We start from the raw sequence: 15,076 nt of genomic DNA, 5'->3' as shown, positions 1-15,076 counted from the left end.
GCTCCTGACCTGCGGTCCGCTGTGTCCGCGGTACGGGCGTCGCAGCCGTAGGATCAACGTACGTACAGTAGGGCGAAACGGACATGCGGCGCACGGCGAGTGCGCCGCCGAAGTCATCTGCGGCGCCGGTCGGCGTCGCCCGAAGTTGGAGTGTGGCTCGTGGGCATGAGGCCCCCCACCGGTATGCCGTCCTTGTCGCGGCGCAGCCGGATCTTGCTCGTATTGGCCTTGGTAGCAGCAGGTTTGCTACTCATCGGTCCCCGTCTGATCGACGTGTACACGAACTGGTTGTGGTTCGGCGAAGTCGACTTCCGCGGCGTGTACACCACCACTCTGCTGACGCGGTTGGTGATCTTCTTCGTCGTCGCCCTGGTTGTGGGACTCATCGTGTTCGCAGCTCTGGCGGTGGCGTACCGCAACCGTCCGGTGTTCGTGCCCGTCGCCGGGCCCAACGATCCGATCGCGCGATACCGCACCACGGTGATGAGCCGACTGCGCCTGTTCGGCATCGGAATTCCTGTGGTGTTCGGGTTCCTGTCCGGCATGATCGCCCAGACCAATTGGGCGACCGTGCAATTGTTCATCCACGGCGGCGACTTCGGCATAACCGACCCGCAGTTCAATCTGGATGTCGGTTTCTACTCGTTCGACCTCCCGTTCTACCGGTTCATCCTCAACTGGCTGTTCGTCGCCGTCCTGGTTGCCTTCTTCGCGAACCTGGTGACGCAGTACGTGTTCGGTGGAATTCGTCTCGCCGGGCGCGAGGGTGCACTCACTCGCGCAGCGCGGATTCAACTCGCGGTTCTGGCCGGTACTTTCGTCCTGCTGAAGGCCATCGCGTACTGGTTCGATCGGTACACGCTGCTGTCGAGCAGTCGCAAGGAGCCGACGTTCACCGGTGCCAGCTTCACCGACATCAACGCGGTGTTGCCGGCCAAACTGATCCTGCTGGCAATCGCCGTCATCTGTGCGATCGCCTTCTTTGCAGCGATATTCCTGCGTGATCTCCGTATCCCGGCGTTGGCCACGGCTTTGTTGGTGCTGTCGTCGATCCTCATCGGTGCCGTCTGGCCGTTGGTGATGGAACAGTTCTCGGTGCGCCCGAACGCGGCGGACAAGGAGAGCACGTACATCGAGCGGAACATCGCGGCAACCCGAGACGCGTACGGCTTGAACGACGACGTGGTCACCTATCGGGACTATTCCGGTGAAGCGGCATTGAGCCCCGGCGAGGTGGCGTCCGAGTCGGCCACGATGTCCAACATTCGTTTGCTCGACCCCAACATCCTCGCGCCCACCTTCACCCAGCAGCGTCAGATCCGTAACTTCTACGGGTTCCCCGACACGCTGGCCGTCGACCGATACCCGGATGCGGACGGCAACCTGCGCGACTACGTTGTTGCAGCCCGCGAGATCTCACCGCAGACGCTCGACGCGAACCAGCGGGACTGGATCAACCGCCACACCGTGTTCACACACGGAAACGGCTTCGTCGCAGCGCCGGCCAACTCCGTCGACGAGGCCGTCGCAGACGAGTCCAGCGGCGGACGCGGTGGTTACCCGAACTACCAGGTCAACTGGATCGAGAACGATTCCGAGGGCACCATCCGCAAGGACGGACCCGGCGACCTGGATCAGCCGCGCATCTACTTCGGCCCGGTCATCGCCAACTCCGATGCCGACTACTCGATCGTCGGCTCCACCGGCGAGCCCCGCGAGTACGACACCGACAGCAAGAGTTACACCTACACCGGTGCCGCAGGCGTCGACGTCGGTAACTTCTTCAATCGACTCGTGTTCGCCAGCAAGTACGCCGAGCGCAACATCTTGTTCTCGAGCGTGATCGGGGACGAGTCGAAGATCCTGTTCAACCGTGACCCCCGCGACCGCGTACAGAAGGTCGCACCGTGGTTGACCACGGATGGATCGACCTACCCGGCGATCGTCGAGGGCAAGCTCGTCTGGATCATCGACGGGTACACCACGTTGGACAACTTCCCGTACGCCCAGCGCATGTCGCTCGAGGACGCCACTGCCGACAGCATCGAGTCGACGACGACACGTGCGCTGCCGAGCCGAGAGGTGTCTTACATCCGAAACTCGGTGAAGGCCACCGTCGATGCCTACGACGGCACCGTCAAGCTCTACGAGCAGGACGAGAACGATCCGGTGCTCAAGGCATGGGAAGGCGTGTTCCCGGGAACCGTCATTCCGAAGGACCAGGTGTCCGACGAACTGCGCGATCACTTCCGCTACCCGGAAGACCTGTTCAAGGTCCAGCGTGAACTGCTGACCAAGTACCACGTCAACGATCCGCGAGAGTTCTTCACCAACAACGCGTTCTGGGAGGTTCCCACCGACCCGACCGCAGAGAACACCGCGGCCAAGCAGCCGCCGTACTACGTCGTCGCATCCGATATCTCGAACCAGGAGAATCAGGCGTCGTTCCAGCTGACCAGTGCGTTGGTCGGTTACCGCCGAGAGGTGTTGGGCGCGTACGTCAGTGCGGATTCCGATCCGGAGAACTACGGCAAGATCACCGTGTTGAGATTGCCGACGGATACATCCACGCAGGGTCCGAATCAGGTACAGAACCAGATGACGACCACGACCGACGTGTCCGAGAGTCTCGGTATCGTGCGCCGAGAGAACACCGTGGAGTTCGGAAACCTGCTGACCCTCCCGGTCGGCGACGGCGGATTGATCTACGTGGAACCGGTGTACGCCTCTCGTACCAACGAGGCGTCGGCGTATCCGCAGTTGATTCGAGTGTTGGTTTCCTACGAGGGTCGCGTCGGATACGCCGCGACGCTGCCCGAAGCGATCGAGCAGGTCTTCGGAGCGGGTGCCGGACGCACTGTCACCGCACCCGGTGAGACCGACGGAACCGCGCAGCCCGGTGCCGTGCCGGAGACCGCACCGTCCGACGGTGGCACGCCTGCGGCAACTCCGGCGCCGGCCACCGGCGGTTCGACGACCAGGGATGCGGCCGTGTCCGAATTGAATTCGGCACTCGCGGCTGTGCGCACTGCGCAGCAGAGCGGAAATCTCGCGGAGCTCGGTACTGCGTTGGAGGATCTGCAGACCGCCGTCGATACCTACAACCAGGCAGGTAACTGATCGGTAGGGCCACGGCCCGCTGACCGAGCGAAAGAGCCGCCTCACCGAATGGTGAGGCGGCTCTTTCGTCGTTCGTCACCTGGCTCGTTCACGCGGTACAGCGGTACAGCGGTACAACGCCTAGGTGAGTGGCAGTTCGACGAACTGCCGGGTGATCAGTGTCCGATGGGCGCGAGCACCGGGGCGTTGGCAGCAACGAAGTGCTGGAACTGCGTGCTCAAGCCGTACTGGTCGGCCAGCTTGGACGCCGCGTCGAACGCGCCCTGTGCAGCCTGCGTGGCCGCTGCGGCCTCGGGAGCCACGGCCGGTGCCGGTGCCGGTGCGGGAGCCGGCTGCGGTGCCGGTGCGGGAGCTGCCTCGGGCGCGGGAGCGGAGGCACCCTTGCTCAGCTGCTGACCGCACACGGGCCATGCGCCCGGTCCCTGGGTCTGAAGGGTGTTCTCCGCAACGCGGATCTGCTCGGCCTTTGATGCGTTGGCCGGTGATCCGGATCCGCCGTTGGCCGTCCAGGTGCTCTGCGAGAACTGCAGGCCACCGTAGTAGCCGTTTCCGGTGTTGATGCTCCAGTTGCCACCGCTCTCGCACTGTGCGACCGCGTCCCAGTTGTTCGGGGCTGCGCTGGCGGTTCCGGCGGAGACGCCGAGGGGAATTGCTACAGCGGCACCTGCGATGACGGCCAATCCGAGTGCGCGCTTGCCAACATTGTTCAGTGTGGTCATTCGGGGTGAATCCTCTCCGCGCTCGACTGGCGCGACTGGCCTGCAATCACCTCGCCGGTGTGGATGGCGATGGGTGACCAGGCGCTTCGTATCGTCGCGGCTCTGCCCCCGTACGTCTTGGGGACCACACCCGCGGGGCAGAGCGAAAGGAGCGGCGGGGTGGTGCAGGCCCAGCGGTTTAGGGCCGTCCGTGAAGGTAGTCGAGGATCTGTTCACCGTCACTGAGCCGGAATGGGATAGTCGATGTCCACATAGTGGGACTCGAGGGGGTGTTTCCGCAGCTCAGACCAGCTCGTGGCGCTAATGTTTCTACTTCGTAACCCGAACGTTATGTGACTCGAAACACGCCCCAAAAGAGACGCGGAGCACTAATTTCTGCGGCGTTCGGCGTGATAAACGCGTGCCGTGATGCGTCGCGGTGTACTCGTTCGGGGTGCGCGAGAGCGCGGAGAAGTCACGTGATTTGCATTGGTTGTACGCACGGGAGTAACTTCATAGACGCAACGCGGGGTGGAGCAGCTCGGTAGCTCGCTGGGCTCATAACCCAGAGGTCGCAGGTTCAAATCCTGTCCCCGCTACCACTGAAGAAGACCCAGGACATATGTCCTGGGTCTTTTTTCGTGCTCGGATGGGTCCGGAACGGACTCTCGGCCGCAGTCTGCACGTTCGATACCGGAAGGTTCGCCTCGCATGATTCTCCCCGCCGTCCGAGATCCGCGCCTCATCACCGTGCATCGCGGCGGCCTTCTGTCCGACGACGACCATCGGAGCCTCGCGCTCTGGGCGGCCGAGTGTGCCGAACATGTTCTCCACCTGTTCGAGGAGCTCGAACCTTCCGACCCGCGGCCGCGTGAGGCAATCGAGGGCATTCGTGGGTGGACGCGCGGCGAGCTCGCGATGATGGCCACCCGCGCCCTCGGCGGGCACGCCATGGGTGCGGCACGGCCGCTGCACGGTTGCGCTCGCTTCGCCGCATACGCCGCGGGGCAGGCAGCCTGTGTGGCACACGTACCCGAACACGACCTCGGAGCGGCCGCCTATGCCATCAAGGCAGCTCGGGCGGCCGCGCGTGACGGCCTGGCGCCGAGTGCAGGTCTGAAGGAACTCGAATGGCAGCGCGACCGGCTCCCGAACAATGTGCGAAAACTGGTGCTGGAAGACCAGGAGAGAAGAAGCAGTATCTGTTGGTCGTTGTTCGACGGTTGAGCCGTCCAGTACGGTCGCGGTCGACCGGTCCGTATCGGGAGTTCAGTCCGTGATCTGCTCGCGGGCATCGTCACTGGTGACCGATTCGGAAGGGGCGGGGCCGCCCTCGTCGTCCGCATCATCGGCAGTGAGGTCGACGGTGTCCACGCCTTCGAGTGCGGTCAGTTCCTGCTCTGCCTCGGCGATGAGGCCTTTCGCGTTCTCTTCCATCTTCTTGATCCACTCGGCCATGACGGTGACACCCTTCGCTCGACCGTGTACCACCGGTCTACCAGACTTCTTCACCCCTAGGATCCATGGTGTGCCAACACGAACCTCGCGTCTCGATCTCGACGAGCCGGTCGGCACGGATCTCGATGAGCTGTACGCGATCTGCAGCGACCCGCAGTCGTGGACGCACTTCCCGAGCCTGCGACACACCGATCCCGGTGCAACCGAACGAATGTTGCAGAGCTGGGCGGAGCAGTGGCGGCGGGATGGACTGTCCACGTGGATCATTCGTGAGCGCGGCAGCCGCACGATCAGTGGCTACGGCGGATGCTCGAAGCGGCGGAACACCTTCTGGAATCTCGGGTATCGCCTCCATCCCGACGCACAGGGCAACGGGTACGCAACGGAGATGTGTGAGATCGGAGTCGAGTGTGCGCACCGAACCGAGCCCGAATTGCCGATCGTGGCGTACCTCCTCGAACACAACGTCGCGTCGGCCCGAGTGGCCGAGCGCGCGGGCTTGCAGTTGATCGCCCGTGGACCCGACGTCGGCAACCCCGATGTCGACGCAGTACGCCTGGTGTACTCAGACCGCTCGTTGACTGCAGATCAGGTGGACGTGGTGCTGTCGGCCTGACCGGGGTACGCGCGCACCTCCGCGAGCCGAGCGCGAAGCAGGCTTTTCTCCGGTGCGGTTCGGGCGAAATCCAACGCTCGTCGATAGTCGATTGCCGCCTCTTCGAACCTGCCGAGTCGTTGCAGCAGATCTGCTCTCGCCATGGGATACGGGTGATAGCGGCGTAGGGACGGCTCGTCGACAAGCAGGTCCAATTCATGCAGACCGGCTGCGGGACCGTCGCGCATCGCCAGCGCAACCGCCCGGTTCAGCGCGACGATCGGGCTCGGTGCCCGCGTCATGAATACGTCGTACAGGGCAACGATCTGAGGCCAGTCCGTGCTGTCGGCGTCGAGTGATTCGTCGTGCAGTGCAGCAATGGCAGCCTGTAGAGCGTAAGGACCGCTCCGGCCGCCGCCGAGAGCCTCGACCACGAGTTCCCTACCCTCGGCGATGAACTCGGCATTCCAGAGTCGACGGTCTTGGTCGGCCAACAAGACGATCTCACCGTCCGGTCCGGTTCGCGCGTCGCGTCTGGCATCGACGAGCAACATCAGCGCCAGTAGACCCAACACCTCGGACTCCGTCGGCAATGCGGCGTACAGGAGACGGCCCATCCCGATGGCCTCGTCGGTGAGATCGATTCGTCCGACGTGATCACCCGACGTCGCCGAATAGCCCTCGGTGAAGATCGAATAGATCACCTCGAGCACCATCGGGACCCTGCCTGCCAACTCGTCCGGGCCCGGGAGACGGAACGGTATCCGTGCGGCCCGAATCTTGTTCTTGGCTCGCACTATTCGCTGCGCTGCTGTCGCCGGGGGGATGAGCAGAGCCCGGGCGACCTCACCGGTGGTGAGACCGGCCAGGCATCGAAGAGTCAGTGCGAGCCGGTCACCGGCGGCAAGGGCAGGATGCGCGCAGGTGAAGAACAACTGCAGTCGGTCGTCGGGCAGGGTCTCGTCGAGCGAATTCAAGCGACTCGGTTCGCTACGATCCGTATCCGCCTGCAGCACCCCGACTTTCGCGGCCAGGGTCTGGTCGCGCCGCAAGCGATCGACTGCCTTCCGCCGGGCAGTGGTGAGCAACCAGGCACCGGGCTTGGCCGGGACACCATCGACCGGCCAGTGTTTCAGGGCCGATTCGATGGCGTCCGAGGTCACTTCTTCGGCGAGGTCGAGGTCGCGATACCGCTGCACCAGCGAGGCGAGCAGAATCGAGCGCTCGGCGCGGAAGACCGAGTCGAGAGCTCGATGAACATCGGACTCGCTCATCGAACGGTCCCGCAGGTCAGAATTCTGCAAGGGGACGTACGATCACCGAGCCGCCGTCCTTGGAGCCCGGGCATCGGGCCGCCCATTCGAGTGCAGCGTCCAGATCGGGAACATCGATGACGTCGTAGCCACCGAGAACCTCATGAGATTCGGCATACGGTCCGTCGGTGACACTGCGTTCTCCGGTGGCGGCGTCGACGCGCACAGCCGTGGCCGTGGTGAGATCGGCCATCGCGTGACCGGAGACGTGAACGCCCGCCTCCTTCATCTCCTTCTCGTAGGTCATCCAGTCCTCGACACTGCTGCAGCCCGGTGCTGCTCCGGGTGCGGTGTCTGCGTTGATCAAGAGGATGTACTTCATGGTGCGCTCCTGGGTTCGGTACCTCGGTGTCGCGGCGCGAGTCGCCGTACACAATGACGACGTTCGACAGACCACGATATCGACACCGGCTCCCGATTTTTCTTTCTCACACACGAAAAACGGCACCGGACGCAAGGTCCGGTGCCGTTCAGCGGTTACTCTTCGGCTCGACGACGAGCCAGGTGTCACTTCAGTTCTGCCGACGACTTTCCGAGTACGCGGCGAGCAACGATCAGCTGCTGAATCTGCTGCGTTCCCTCGAAGATGTCGAGAATCTTGGAGTCGCGGCTCCACTTCTCGAGAAGCGGGCGCTCCGAGTAGCCGTACGTGCCGGCCAATTCGACTGCCTTGAGGGTGATGTCGACTGCCGAGCGACCGGCCTTGGCCTTGGACATCGAGGCCTGGAGAGAGTTGGGCTCCTTGTTGTCGGCCATCCACGCCGCACGCAGTGCGAGCAGATGTGCTGCCTCCCAGTCCGCTTCGAGGCGCAGGAACTCCGCGGCCGCCGCGTGCTGGTTGTAGGCGGGCGTTTCGTAGGAGATGTCGACTCCGGCGTCAACCAGGATGGAACGCAGTTCTTCGAGAGCCGCACGTGCGACGCCGATCGCCATGCCTGCCACCAGGGGACGGGTGTTGTCGAACGTCTGCATGACGCCGGCGAAGCCCTTTTCGACGTTCACTTCGGCGGTACCGAGCAGGTTGTCCTTCGGGATGCGGCAGTCCTCGAGCAGCAGGGCTGCGGTGTCGGACGCCTTGATGCCCAGCTTGTGCTCGAGGCGGGCGACCGAGAGGCCCGGAGCGTCACGCGGGACGACGAACGACTTGATGGCCGCGCGGCCGAGCGACTTGTCGACCGTGGCCCACACCACGATGTGGGTGGAACGCTCGCCGGCGGTGACGTAGATCTTCTCGCCGTTGAGCACCCACTCGTCGCCGTCGAGTACGGCGGTGGTGGTGACAGCTGCGGAGTCCGAACCGAAGCCGGGCTCGGTGATGGCCATCGAAGCCCACACCTTGCCGAAGCGCTCGAGCTGCTCGTCGGTGGACACCGCGGCGATGGCCGAGTTGCCGAGTCCCTGGTAGGGGATCGACAGGGTGAGGCCGACGTCGCCCCAGCAGGTCTCGATCACGTTCACCAGAGCGGACATGTTGCCACCGTTGGCGTTCGCGGTCTTGCTGGGCTTGGCCGACTCGCTGTCCTTCTCGCGGCCACCGGCGGCTCCGCCGATTTCGCCACCGGCGTCGGACATGCCTTCGACCATCGACGCCATGGTGTCGAGTTCCACCGGGTACTCGTGCTCGGCGAGGTCGTACTTGCGGGAGATCGGGCGGAAGATCTCGGCAGCGACCTGATGAGCCTGATTCGCCTGCGCCCGAAGCTTCTTGGGAAGTTCAAGATTGATCATCGTGTATGTCCTTGGGTGAGTGCCATGGAAATTCGGGGCGGCGAGCTAGATGAGAACGATGCCCTCGGCGACGCCGACGGACCGCAGATCGCGGTACCAACGCTCGACCGGGTGCTCCTTGGTGAAGCCGTGACCGCCGAGCAGCTGCACGCCGTCGGAACCGATCTGCATGCCCTTCTCGGAGGCGAGTCGACGGGCGAGCGCCGATTCACGAGTGAACGACAGTCCCTGCTCGGCCCGCGAAGCGCCGCGCAACGTGACCAACCGCATGCCGTCGAGCTCGATGGCGATGTTGGCGACCATGAATGCCACGGCCTGGCGATTGCTGATCGGCTCACCGAAGGCGACACGATCGTTGACGTACGGAATGACGTAGTCGAGTACGGCCTGGCTCGTACCGACGGCCAGCGATGCCCAGCCGAGTCGCGCGAGGCCGATCGCAGCGCTGTACTCGGCGGCACGCTGGTCTGCGTCACCGTCGCCGAGCAGGGCCGACTCGGGAACCGCGACGTCGGTCAGGATCAGGCGGCCCAGGCCGGCTGCGCGCAGACCCATGCTCGGGTCGGCTTCGACGACGAGGCCCTTGGAATCGGACTCGACGATGAAGAATGCCGGACGGCCTTCGAGTTCTGCGGCGATGACGAACAGCTCGGAACTCCCGGCAGCAGGCACGAGGCTCTTGACTCCGTTGAGCTTGTAGCCGCTGGGCGAGCGAACGGCCTTGGTCTGCAACGCGTACGGATCGAACAGTGCGCGGGGCTCGTTGACGACCACTGCTGCATTCGGCACCTTCTCACCGACGAAGGCCGGGAGGTAGGTCTTCTGCTGCGCGTCGGTGCCCCACTGGGTGAGAGCGACGGCGACGCCGCTGGGCGCGAGGATTGGCAGTGCCAACCCCATGTCGCCATGGGCGAGTGCCTCGGCGACGAGAGAGTTGGTGACAGCGCCACGCTCGGTGGCGGCACCGTCGAGTTCCTCGGGAACGTTGATGAGCGTGATGCCGAGCTCGGCGGAGCGCCGAACCAGATCCTCGGGCGACGAGGCGCTGTGGTCTGCGTCGAACGCAGCCGGGCGAAGGATCTCCTCGGCGAACTCCTTGACCGTTTCGACGATCATGCGCTGTTCGTCGTCGGGCGTCAGGTCGAAGTAGCTCAGGTTCTTGGCAGCGCCGTCGTCGAGACGCTTGGGCTTGCCGCCACCGGTGACCTTGGCGAACGTGCGATTGGCAGCGCCGAGGGTCTTGAACCCGGTCTTGGTGCTCTCGTACGTCACCCGGTCGATGGTTTGGCGGAGGTTGTACTTCTCCGCCAGTTCCGATCCGGTGATGGCGGTCAGAACGCGCATGGCGGTTCCGATCGCATCCCGCTTGAACGGGTTGAGGCCAACTGCAGAAGTATCGCGGGGCACCTTCGGGGCCTTCGCGTCGACCACACTGTCTTGCTTGCTCATGATCACCAGTTCCTCGGCGTCGGGCACGGACTCCACAGATCTTACTCCCGAGTAAGATAGCTGTCTACTGTCGAGTAAGTTGACCTTTCCAGGAGGCCGGCGAACCGAACGTTGCCTCCGGTGACGAGGGGTATGGCACGCTACGTCCGTGCACCCGATCGCCCAGGTCTTCGCCGCCATCGCCGCGGCCCTCCACGTCGTCATCTTCGTCATGGAAAGTGTCTTGTGGTCGAAGCCGGTCATCTGGGCCAAGTTCGGCGTCGCAAGCCAGCACGACGCCGATGTCGTGAAGCCGATGGCGTTCAATCAGGGCTTCTACAACCTGTTTCTGGCTGTCGGGATCGCAGTCGGACTCGTCGTGGGCGGGTCCGCAGGCGACGCCGTCGTCTACTTCGCGTGCGCGAGCATCGTCGGCGCAGCGATCGTTCTGGCGACCGGCGGTGCGAAGTATTTCCGGCCCGCATTCGTCCAGGGCATCACACCGCTGATCGCGCTGATCCTGGCTGCAGTTCTCCAGGCGTGATTCAGGCGCTGGGGGACAGGTGCGCGAGGACCTGGTGTTGCAGTAGACCGTTGGTGGCCACGGCGCTGCCACCGTGCGGGCCTGCCGTGGCGTCGAGCGCGGTGAAACTGCCTCCGGCTTCGCGCACGAGGACATCGAGTGCGGCCAGGTCCCACAGTGAGACCTCGGGTTCTGCGGCTATGTCGACCGCCCCCTCGGCGACGAGGCAGTAGGAGAAGAAGTCGCCGTAGCCGCGAACCCGCCACACGGCGTCGGTCAGATCGATGAAACGATCCCTGATGCCAAGGTCCGCCCACCCACTCAGGCTCGAGAAACTCAGACTCGACGACGCCAGCGAATCGACCTTCGAGACCTCGATCCGGCGCGGGGTGCCCCCGTCCGATGCCGTCCAGGCTCCCAGATCGAGTGCTGCCCACCACCGTCGGCCCAGGGCGGGCGCGCTCACCACGCCGACACGGGGTATTCCGTCGTCGAGCAGCGCGATCAACGTCGCCCACACCGGAACGCCACGGACGAAGTTCTTGGTGCCGTCGATGGGATCGACGACCCACTGGCGTCCGCTGAACGTTGCAGTGCCGCCGAATTCCTCGCCCAGCAACGCGTCGGCAGGGCGTTGCGCTCCGAGCACGCCGCGGATCGTCGTCTCGACGGCCAGATCCGCGTCCGACACCGGTGTCAGATCCGGCTTGGAATCCACCGAGAGGTCCATGGCGAGAAATCGCCGCCGCGTGATGGCGTCGGCCTCGTCGGCGAGTCGGAGGGCGAGAGAAAGATCCTCGGAGTAGTCGGTCACCGCGTAAGACTAACGACGGACACATCCGACTGTGCCCGGTGTTGCTCGGGGGCGGTCGGGTTCGGGTTCGCGTGCCGGTAACCTTGACTCTCGTGCATCCCGACGTTTCTGCAGACCTCGCCGAGCTCGACACCACTCTCTCCACCGTCGAGTCTGTTCTCGACGTCGAGGAACTGCGGCGACGCATCGACGAACTCGAACATCAGGCGGCCTCACCGGACCTGTGGAACGACCAGGAACACGCTCAGCAGGTCACCAGCCAGCTGTCCCACGCGCAGGCCGAGCTGCGCCGCGTCGAAGAGCTCCGTCAGCGCCTCGAGGACATGCCGGTGTTGTACGAGCTCGCCGAGGGTGAGGAAGGTGACGACGCCGCATCCGCCACCGCCGATGCCGACGCCGAACGCGCGTCGCTCCGTGAGGACATCGCAGCCATGGAAGTACGGACCCTGCTGTCCGGTGAGTACGACGCGCGCGACGCGTTGGTGAACATCCGTTCCGGTGCAGGCGGAATCGACGCTGCCGATTGGGCCGAGATGCTGATGCGCATGTACATCCGCTGGGCCGAGAAGCACGGCTACGGCGTCGAGGTCTACGACACGTCCTACGCCGAAGAAGCCGGCATCAAGAGCGCGACGTTCGCGGTCAAGGCCCCGTACACGTACGGCACGCTGTCGGTGGAGCAGGGCACACACCGGCTCGTGCGGATCAGTCCGTTCGACAACCAGGGTCGACGCCAGACGTCCTTCGCCGAGGTCGAGGTTCTTCCGGTCGTCGAGACCACCGACCACATCGAGATCCCCGAGAACGACATTCGCGTGGACGTGTACCGCTCGTCCGGGCCGGGTGGGCAGTCGGTCAACACCACCGACTCCGCCGTTCGGTTGACGCACATCCCGACGGGGATCGTGGTGACCTGCCAGAACGAGAAGTCGCAGCTGCAGAACAAGGTATCGGCCATGCGAGTGCTGCAGGCCAAGCTGCTCGAGGTCAAGCGCAAGGAAGAACGCGCCGAGATGGACGCGCTCAAGGGAGACGGCGGCAGCTCCTGGGGAAATCAGATGCGCTCGTACGTACTGCACCCGTACCAGATGGTCAAAGATTTGCGTACCGAGTACGAGGTGAACAATCCGTCTACTGTTCTCGACGGAGACATCGACGGATTCCTGGAATCGGGAATTCGATGGCGAATGCGGGGGGAGCAGTAGATGACCGGTCTTTGCGCAGGCTCCGCTCCGACGATCCGATGACGAGCTGGTTGAACCCGACGCTCGACCTGAAGCAGAATGCCCTCGGCATACTGCTGTACATCCTCGGCGGGCTTCTGGCCGCGCGCTTCGTCACCTGGACCGGGTCGCGGATCACTGCCCGCATCGACCAGAACTACCAGCACAGCGATGCGCTCGTGCGGTCCGAGGCCGCCAAGCATCGGCACGCCCTTGCCCAGGTCATCACCTGGGTCGTGGTCACCCTCATCTACATCCTGGTCACCATCGAGGTGTTGAGGCGTTTCGGATTCGGCGTCGGCGGGCTGGTGGCACCCGCGACGGTCATCGGCGCGGCACTCGGTTTCGGAGCTCAGCGCGTGGTCCAGGACATTCTGGCCGGGTTCTTCATCATCACCGAACGTCAGTACGGATTCGGTGACGTCGTGCAGATCGCCGTCAACGGCTCGGCCGAGGACGCCGAGGGCACCGTCGAGGACGTCACGCTACGAGTAACTCGGGTGCGCAGCGTCGACGGCGAGGTGATCACCGTGCCGAACGGGCAGATCGTCAAGGCGATCAACCTGTCGAAGGACTGGGCGCGCGCCGTCGTCGACGTTCCCGTGCCGAGCACAGCGGATCTCACCCAGGTCAACGCACTGCTCCGCACAGTCGGCCGCGACGCGTTCGCGGACACCCGGCTGCGGCCCCTGTTGCTCGACGAACCGACAGTGATGGGCGTGGAGAGCATCGAGGTGGGCCAGGTCAACGTTCGTCTCGTGGCGCGAACATTGCCCGGCAAGCAGTTCCAGGTGGGACGAGAACTTCGTGTCCGGGTGGCTGCCGCACTGCGCCCCGAGGGCATCAGTGTTGCTCCCGACGTCAGTACGGCCGGGGTCGCACCGGATGCGTCGGGACGAGACCGGAGGGAGGAACAGTGAGCACGACGGAGACCGGAACCGAACACCCGCAGCGGAACTGGCGACAGTGGCGCATCCCGGCAAAGATCTACGGCCGCGTCCGGACGTCCACCGTCGCGTTCGGCATCTGCTTCGTGCTCACCGGTCTCTGGTACGGCCAGGTCAGCGCCGAGATCGCCGAGAGGGACAGCGAACAGGTTCAGGGCCCGGTTGCTGTGGACCCAGGCGAGCTCACCCCGTACACCCAGCCGCAAACCACGGAGCCGAGTTTCACGAGCACGACGGTCACACCCACGCCGACGGCCACCACCGACCCGGATGGATCGGACAGCGTCGACGGATCCGGTCAGCCGGCAACCACGACGACTGTGCCACCGACGACGACCGCGCCGTTCGGCGTGCCGATTCCGCCGGCCATCCAGTCGCTGATACCCAGCCAACCTGCGCCGACATCCGCGCGCTGAGTCGGCCTTTACCGTCTCTCGGGACTCGCCGCGACGCCCGAGCGGTTCCGGCAGCTACCGGTGAGTAAGGACTACACTGGCGACCCGTGATCAGCACCTCGAATGTCTCCAAGTCCTACAAGACCTCCACCAGGCCCGCCCTGGACAAGGTGACGGTCTCCATCGACAAAGGCGAGTTCGTGTTTCTGATCGGCCCATCGGGTTCGGGGAAGTCGACGTTCATGCGGCTGCTCCTCAAGGAGGAGACGCCCACCTCCGGCGACATCCATGTCGCCGACTTCCATGTCAACAGGTTGGCGGCCCGTCGTGTCCCGCGGTTGCGGCAGAGCATGGGCTGCGTGTTCCAGGACTTCCGTCTGCTGCAGCAGAAAACCGTCGTGGAGAACGTCGCGTTCGCCCTCGAGGTGATCGGCAAGCCGCGCTCGATGATCAAGCGCACCGTCCCCGAAGTGCTCGACCTCGTGGGACTCGGCGGCAAGTCGGATCGTCTGCCCAACGAGCTGTCCGGTGGTGAACAGCAGCGAGTCGCCATCGCTCGGGCGTTCGTCAATCGTCCGCTCGTGCTGCTCGCGGACGAGCCGACCGGAAACCTCGATCCGGATACCAGTCAGGACATCATGCTGTTGCTCGAGCGCATCAACCGCACCGGCACCACGGTGCTGATGGCCACCCACGACAATCACATCGTCGATTCGATGCGCCGACGCGTCGTCGAACTCGACAACGGACGAGTCGTTCGTGACGAGGCCCGCGGGGTCTACGGCGTCGGTCGCTGACGACACCCGACCAGGACCTATCGGACTTCACGACCGA

Annotated in this window: 15 protein-coding genes and 1 tRNA gene; 9 read left to right on the top strand and 7 right to left on the bottom strand. The window is 64.5% G+C overall.

Annotated features, from left to right (window positions below; all coding sequences use genetic code 11):
* The first annotated feature begins 159 nt into the window (after window positions 1–159).
* Window positions 160–3,120, top strand: a complete 2,961-nt coding sequence (locus CH283_RS21810; protein ID WP_176460494.1) for a UPF0182 family protein — start codon at window positions 160–162, stop codon at window positions 3,118–3,120.
* 155 nt (window positions 3,121–3,275) lie between these two features.
* Here CH283_RS21810 and CH283_RS21805 read toward each other — a convergent pair whose 3' ends face one another.
* Complete coding sequence (locus CH283_RS21805; protein WP_094642291.1) at window positions 3,276–3,839, bottom strand: transglycosylase family protein; 564 nt, start codon at window positions 3,837–3,839, stop codon at window positions 3,276–3,278.
* Window positions 3,840–4,343: 504 nt separating this feature from the next.
* On the opposite strand from CH283_RS21805, the gene CH283_RS21800 reads away from it, so the two are divergent.
* Both CH283_RS21800 and CH283_RS21795 read left to right on the top strand, forming a co-directional pair.
* A tRNA-Met gene (locus tag CH283_RS21800) sits at window positions 4,344–4,420 on the top strand.
* A gap of 109 nt (window positions 4,421–4,529) precedes the next feature.
* Window positions 4,530–5,045: a putative immunity protein gene (locus CH283_RS21795; protein ID WP_094642290.1), complete on the top strand. Its 516-nt coding sequence runs from the start codon at window positions 4,530–4,532 to the stop codon at window positions 5,043–5,045.
* Between the two features lie 42 nt (window positions 5,046–5,087).
* Here CH283_RS21795 and CH283_RS21790 read toward each other — a convergent pair whose 3' ends face one another.
* Window positions 5,088–5,330 carry a hypothetical protein gene (locus tag CH283_RS21790; protein WP_255183289.1) on the bottom strand — a complete coding sequence of 81 codons (243 nt, stop codon included), beginning with the start codon at window positions 5,328–5,330 and terminating at the stop codon, window positions 5,088–5,090.
* A gap of 16 nt (window positions 5,331–5,346) precedes the next feature.
* Here CH283_RS21790 and CH283_RS21785 point away from each other — a divergent pair, with 16 nt between their 5' ends.
* Entirely contained in the window at window positions 5,347–5,892 is a 546-nt protein-coding gene (locus CH283_RS21785; RefSeq protein WP_068045951.1) for a GNAT family N-acetyltransferase, read from the top strand.
* On the opposite strand, the gene CH283_RS21780 is transcribed toward CH283_RS21785, so the two are convergent.
* The 4 genes from CH283_RS21780 to CH283_RS21765 all read right to left on the bottom strand — a co-directional run bounded on the left by CH283_RS21780 (window position 5,865) and on the right by CH283_RS21765 (window position 10,367).
* On the bottom strand, window positions 5,865–7,145 hold the full coding sequence (locus CH283_RS21780) for an RNA polymerase sigma factor (RefSeq protein WP_094642288.1): 1,281 nt from the start codon (window positions 7,143–7,145) through the stop codon (window positions 5,865–5,867). The genes CH283_RS21785 and CH283_RS21780 overlap by 28 nt on opposite strands.
* Window positions 7,146–7,161: 16 nt before the next feature.
* The gene (locus tag CH283_RS21775; RefSeq protein ID WP_094642287.1) at window positions 7,162–7,506 is read right to left on the bottom strand and encodes a YciI family protein; all 345 of its coding nucleotides are present in this window, start codon (window positions 7,504–7,506) and stop codon (window positions 7,162–7,164) included.
* Window positions 7,507–7,691: 185 nt separating this feature from the next.
* A complete protein-coding gene (locus CH283_RS21770; protein ID WP_068045941.1) occupies window positions 7,692–8,912 on the bottom strand; it encodes an acyl-CoA dehydrogenase family protein in 1,221 nt (406 codons plus the stop codon).
* A gap of 45 nt (window positions 8,913–8,957) precedes the next feature.
* On the bottom strand, window positions 8,958–10,367 hold the full coding sequence (locus CH283_RS21765; RefSeq protein ID WP_094642469.1) for an acyl-CoA dehydrogenase family protein: 1,410 nt from the start codon (window positions 10,365–10,367) through the stop codon (window positions 8,958–8,960).
* Window positions 10,368–10,509: 142 nt separating this feature from the next.
* Here CH283_RS21765 and CH283_RS21760 point away from each other — a divergent pair, with 142 nt between their 5' ends.
* Complete coding sequence (locus tag CH283_RS21760; protein ID WP_094642286.1) at window positions 10,510–10,884, top strand: DUF1304 domain-containing protein; 375 nt, start codon at window positions 10,510–10,512, stop codon at window positions 10,882–10,884.
* Between the two features lies 1 nt (window position 10,885).
* On the opposite strand, the gene CH283_RS21755 is transcribed toward CH283_RS21760, so the two are convergent.
* Window positions 10,886–11,677: an inositol monophosphatase family protein gene (locus CH283_RS21755; RefSeq protein ID WP_094642285.1), complete on the bottom strand. Its 792-nt coding sequence runs from the start codon at window positions 11,675–11,677 to the stop codon at window positions 10,886–10,888.
* Window positions 11,678–11,769: 92 nt separating this feature from the next.
* Between CH283_RS21755 and prfB the strand changes: the two genes are divergently transcribed.
* From prfB to ftsE, 4 genes are all read left to right on the top strand, one after another.
* Complete coding sequence (gene prfB / locus CH283_RS21750; protein WP_068045939.1) at window positions 11,770–12,882, top strand: peptide chain release factor 2; 1,113 nt, start codon at window positions 11,770–11,772, stop codon at window positions 12,880–12,882.
* Window positions 12,883–12,920: 38 nt separating this feature from the next.
* The gene (locus CH283_RS21745) at window positions 12,921–13,820 is read left to right on the top strand and encodes a mechanosensitive ion channel family protein (RefSeq protein WP_068045937.1); all 900 of its coding nucleotides are present in this window, start codon (window positions 12,921–12,923) and stop codon (window positions 13,818–13,820) included.
* Entirely contained in the window at window positions 13,817–14,263 is a 447-nt protein-coding gene (locus tag CH283_RS21740; RefSeq protein ID WP_068045896.1) for a hypothetical protein, read from the top strand. Before CH283_RS21745 ends, CH283_RS21740 begins: the two co-directional genes overlap by 4 nt.
* A gap of 86 nt (window positions 14,264–14,349) precedes the next feature.
* Window positions 14,350–15,039, top strand: coding sequence for a cell division ATP-binding protein FtsE (gene ftsE / locus CH283_RS21735; RefSeq protein WP_027496574.1), 690 nt, complete (start codon window positions 14,350–14,352; stop codon window positions 15,037–15,039).
* The last annotated feature ends 37 nt before the right edge of the window (window positions 15,040–15,076 follow it).

This window comes from Rhodococcus sp. 05-2254-2 (assembly GCF_002259095.1).
GTDB lineage: Bacteria > Actinomycetota > Actinomycetes > Mycobacteriales > Mycobacteriaceae > Rhodococcoides.
The sequence above is the reverse complement of the archived record's forward strand: the minus strand, read 5'-3'. Positions and strand labels throughout refer to the sequence as shown.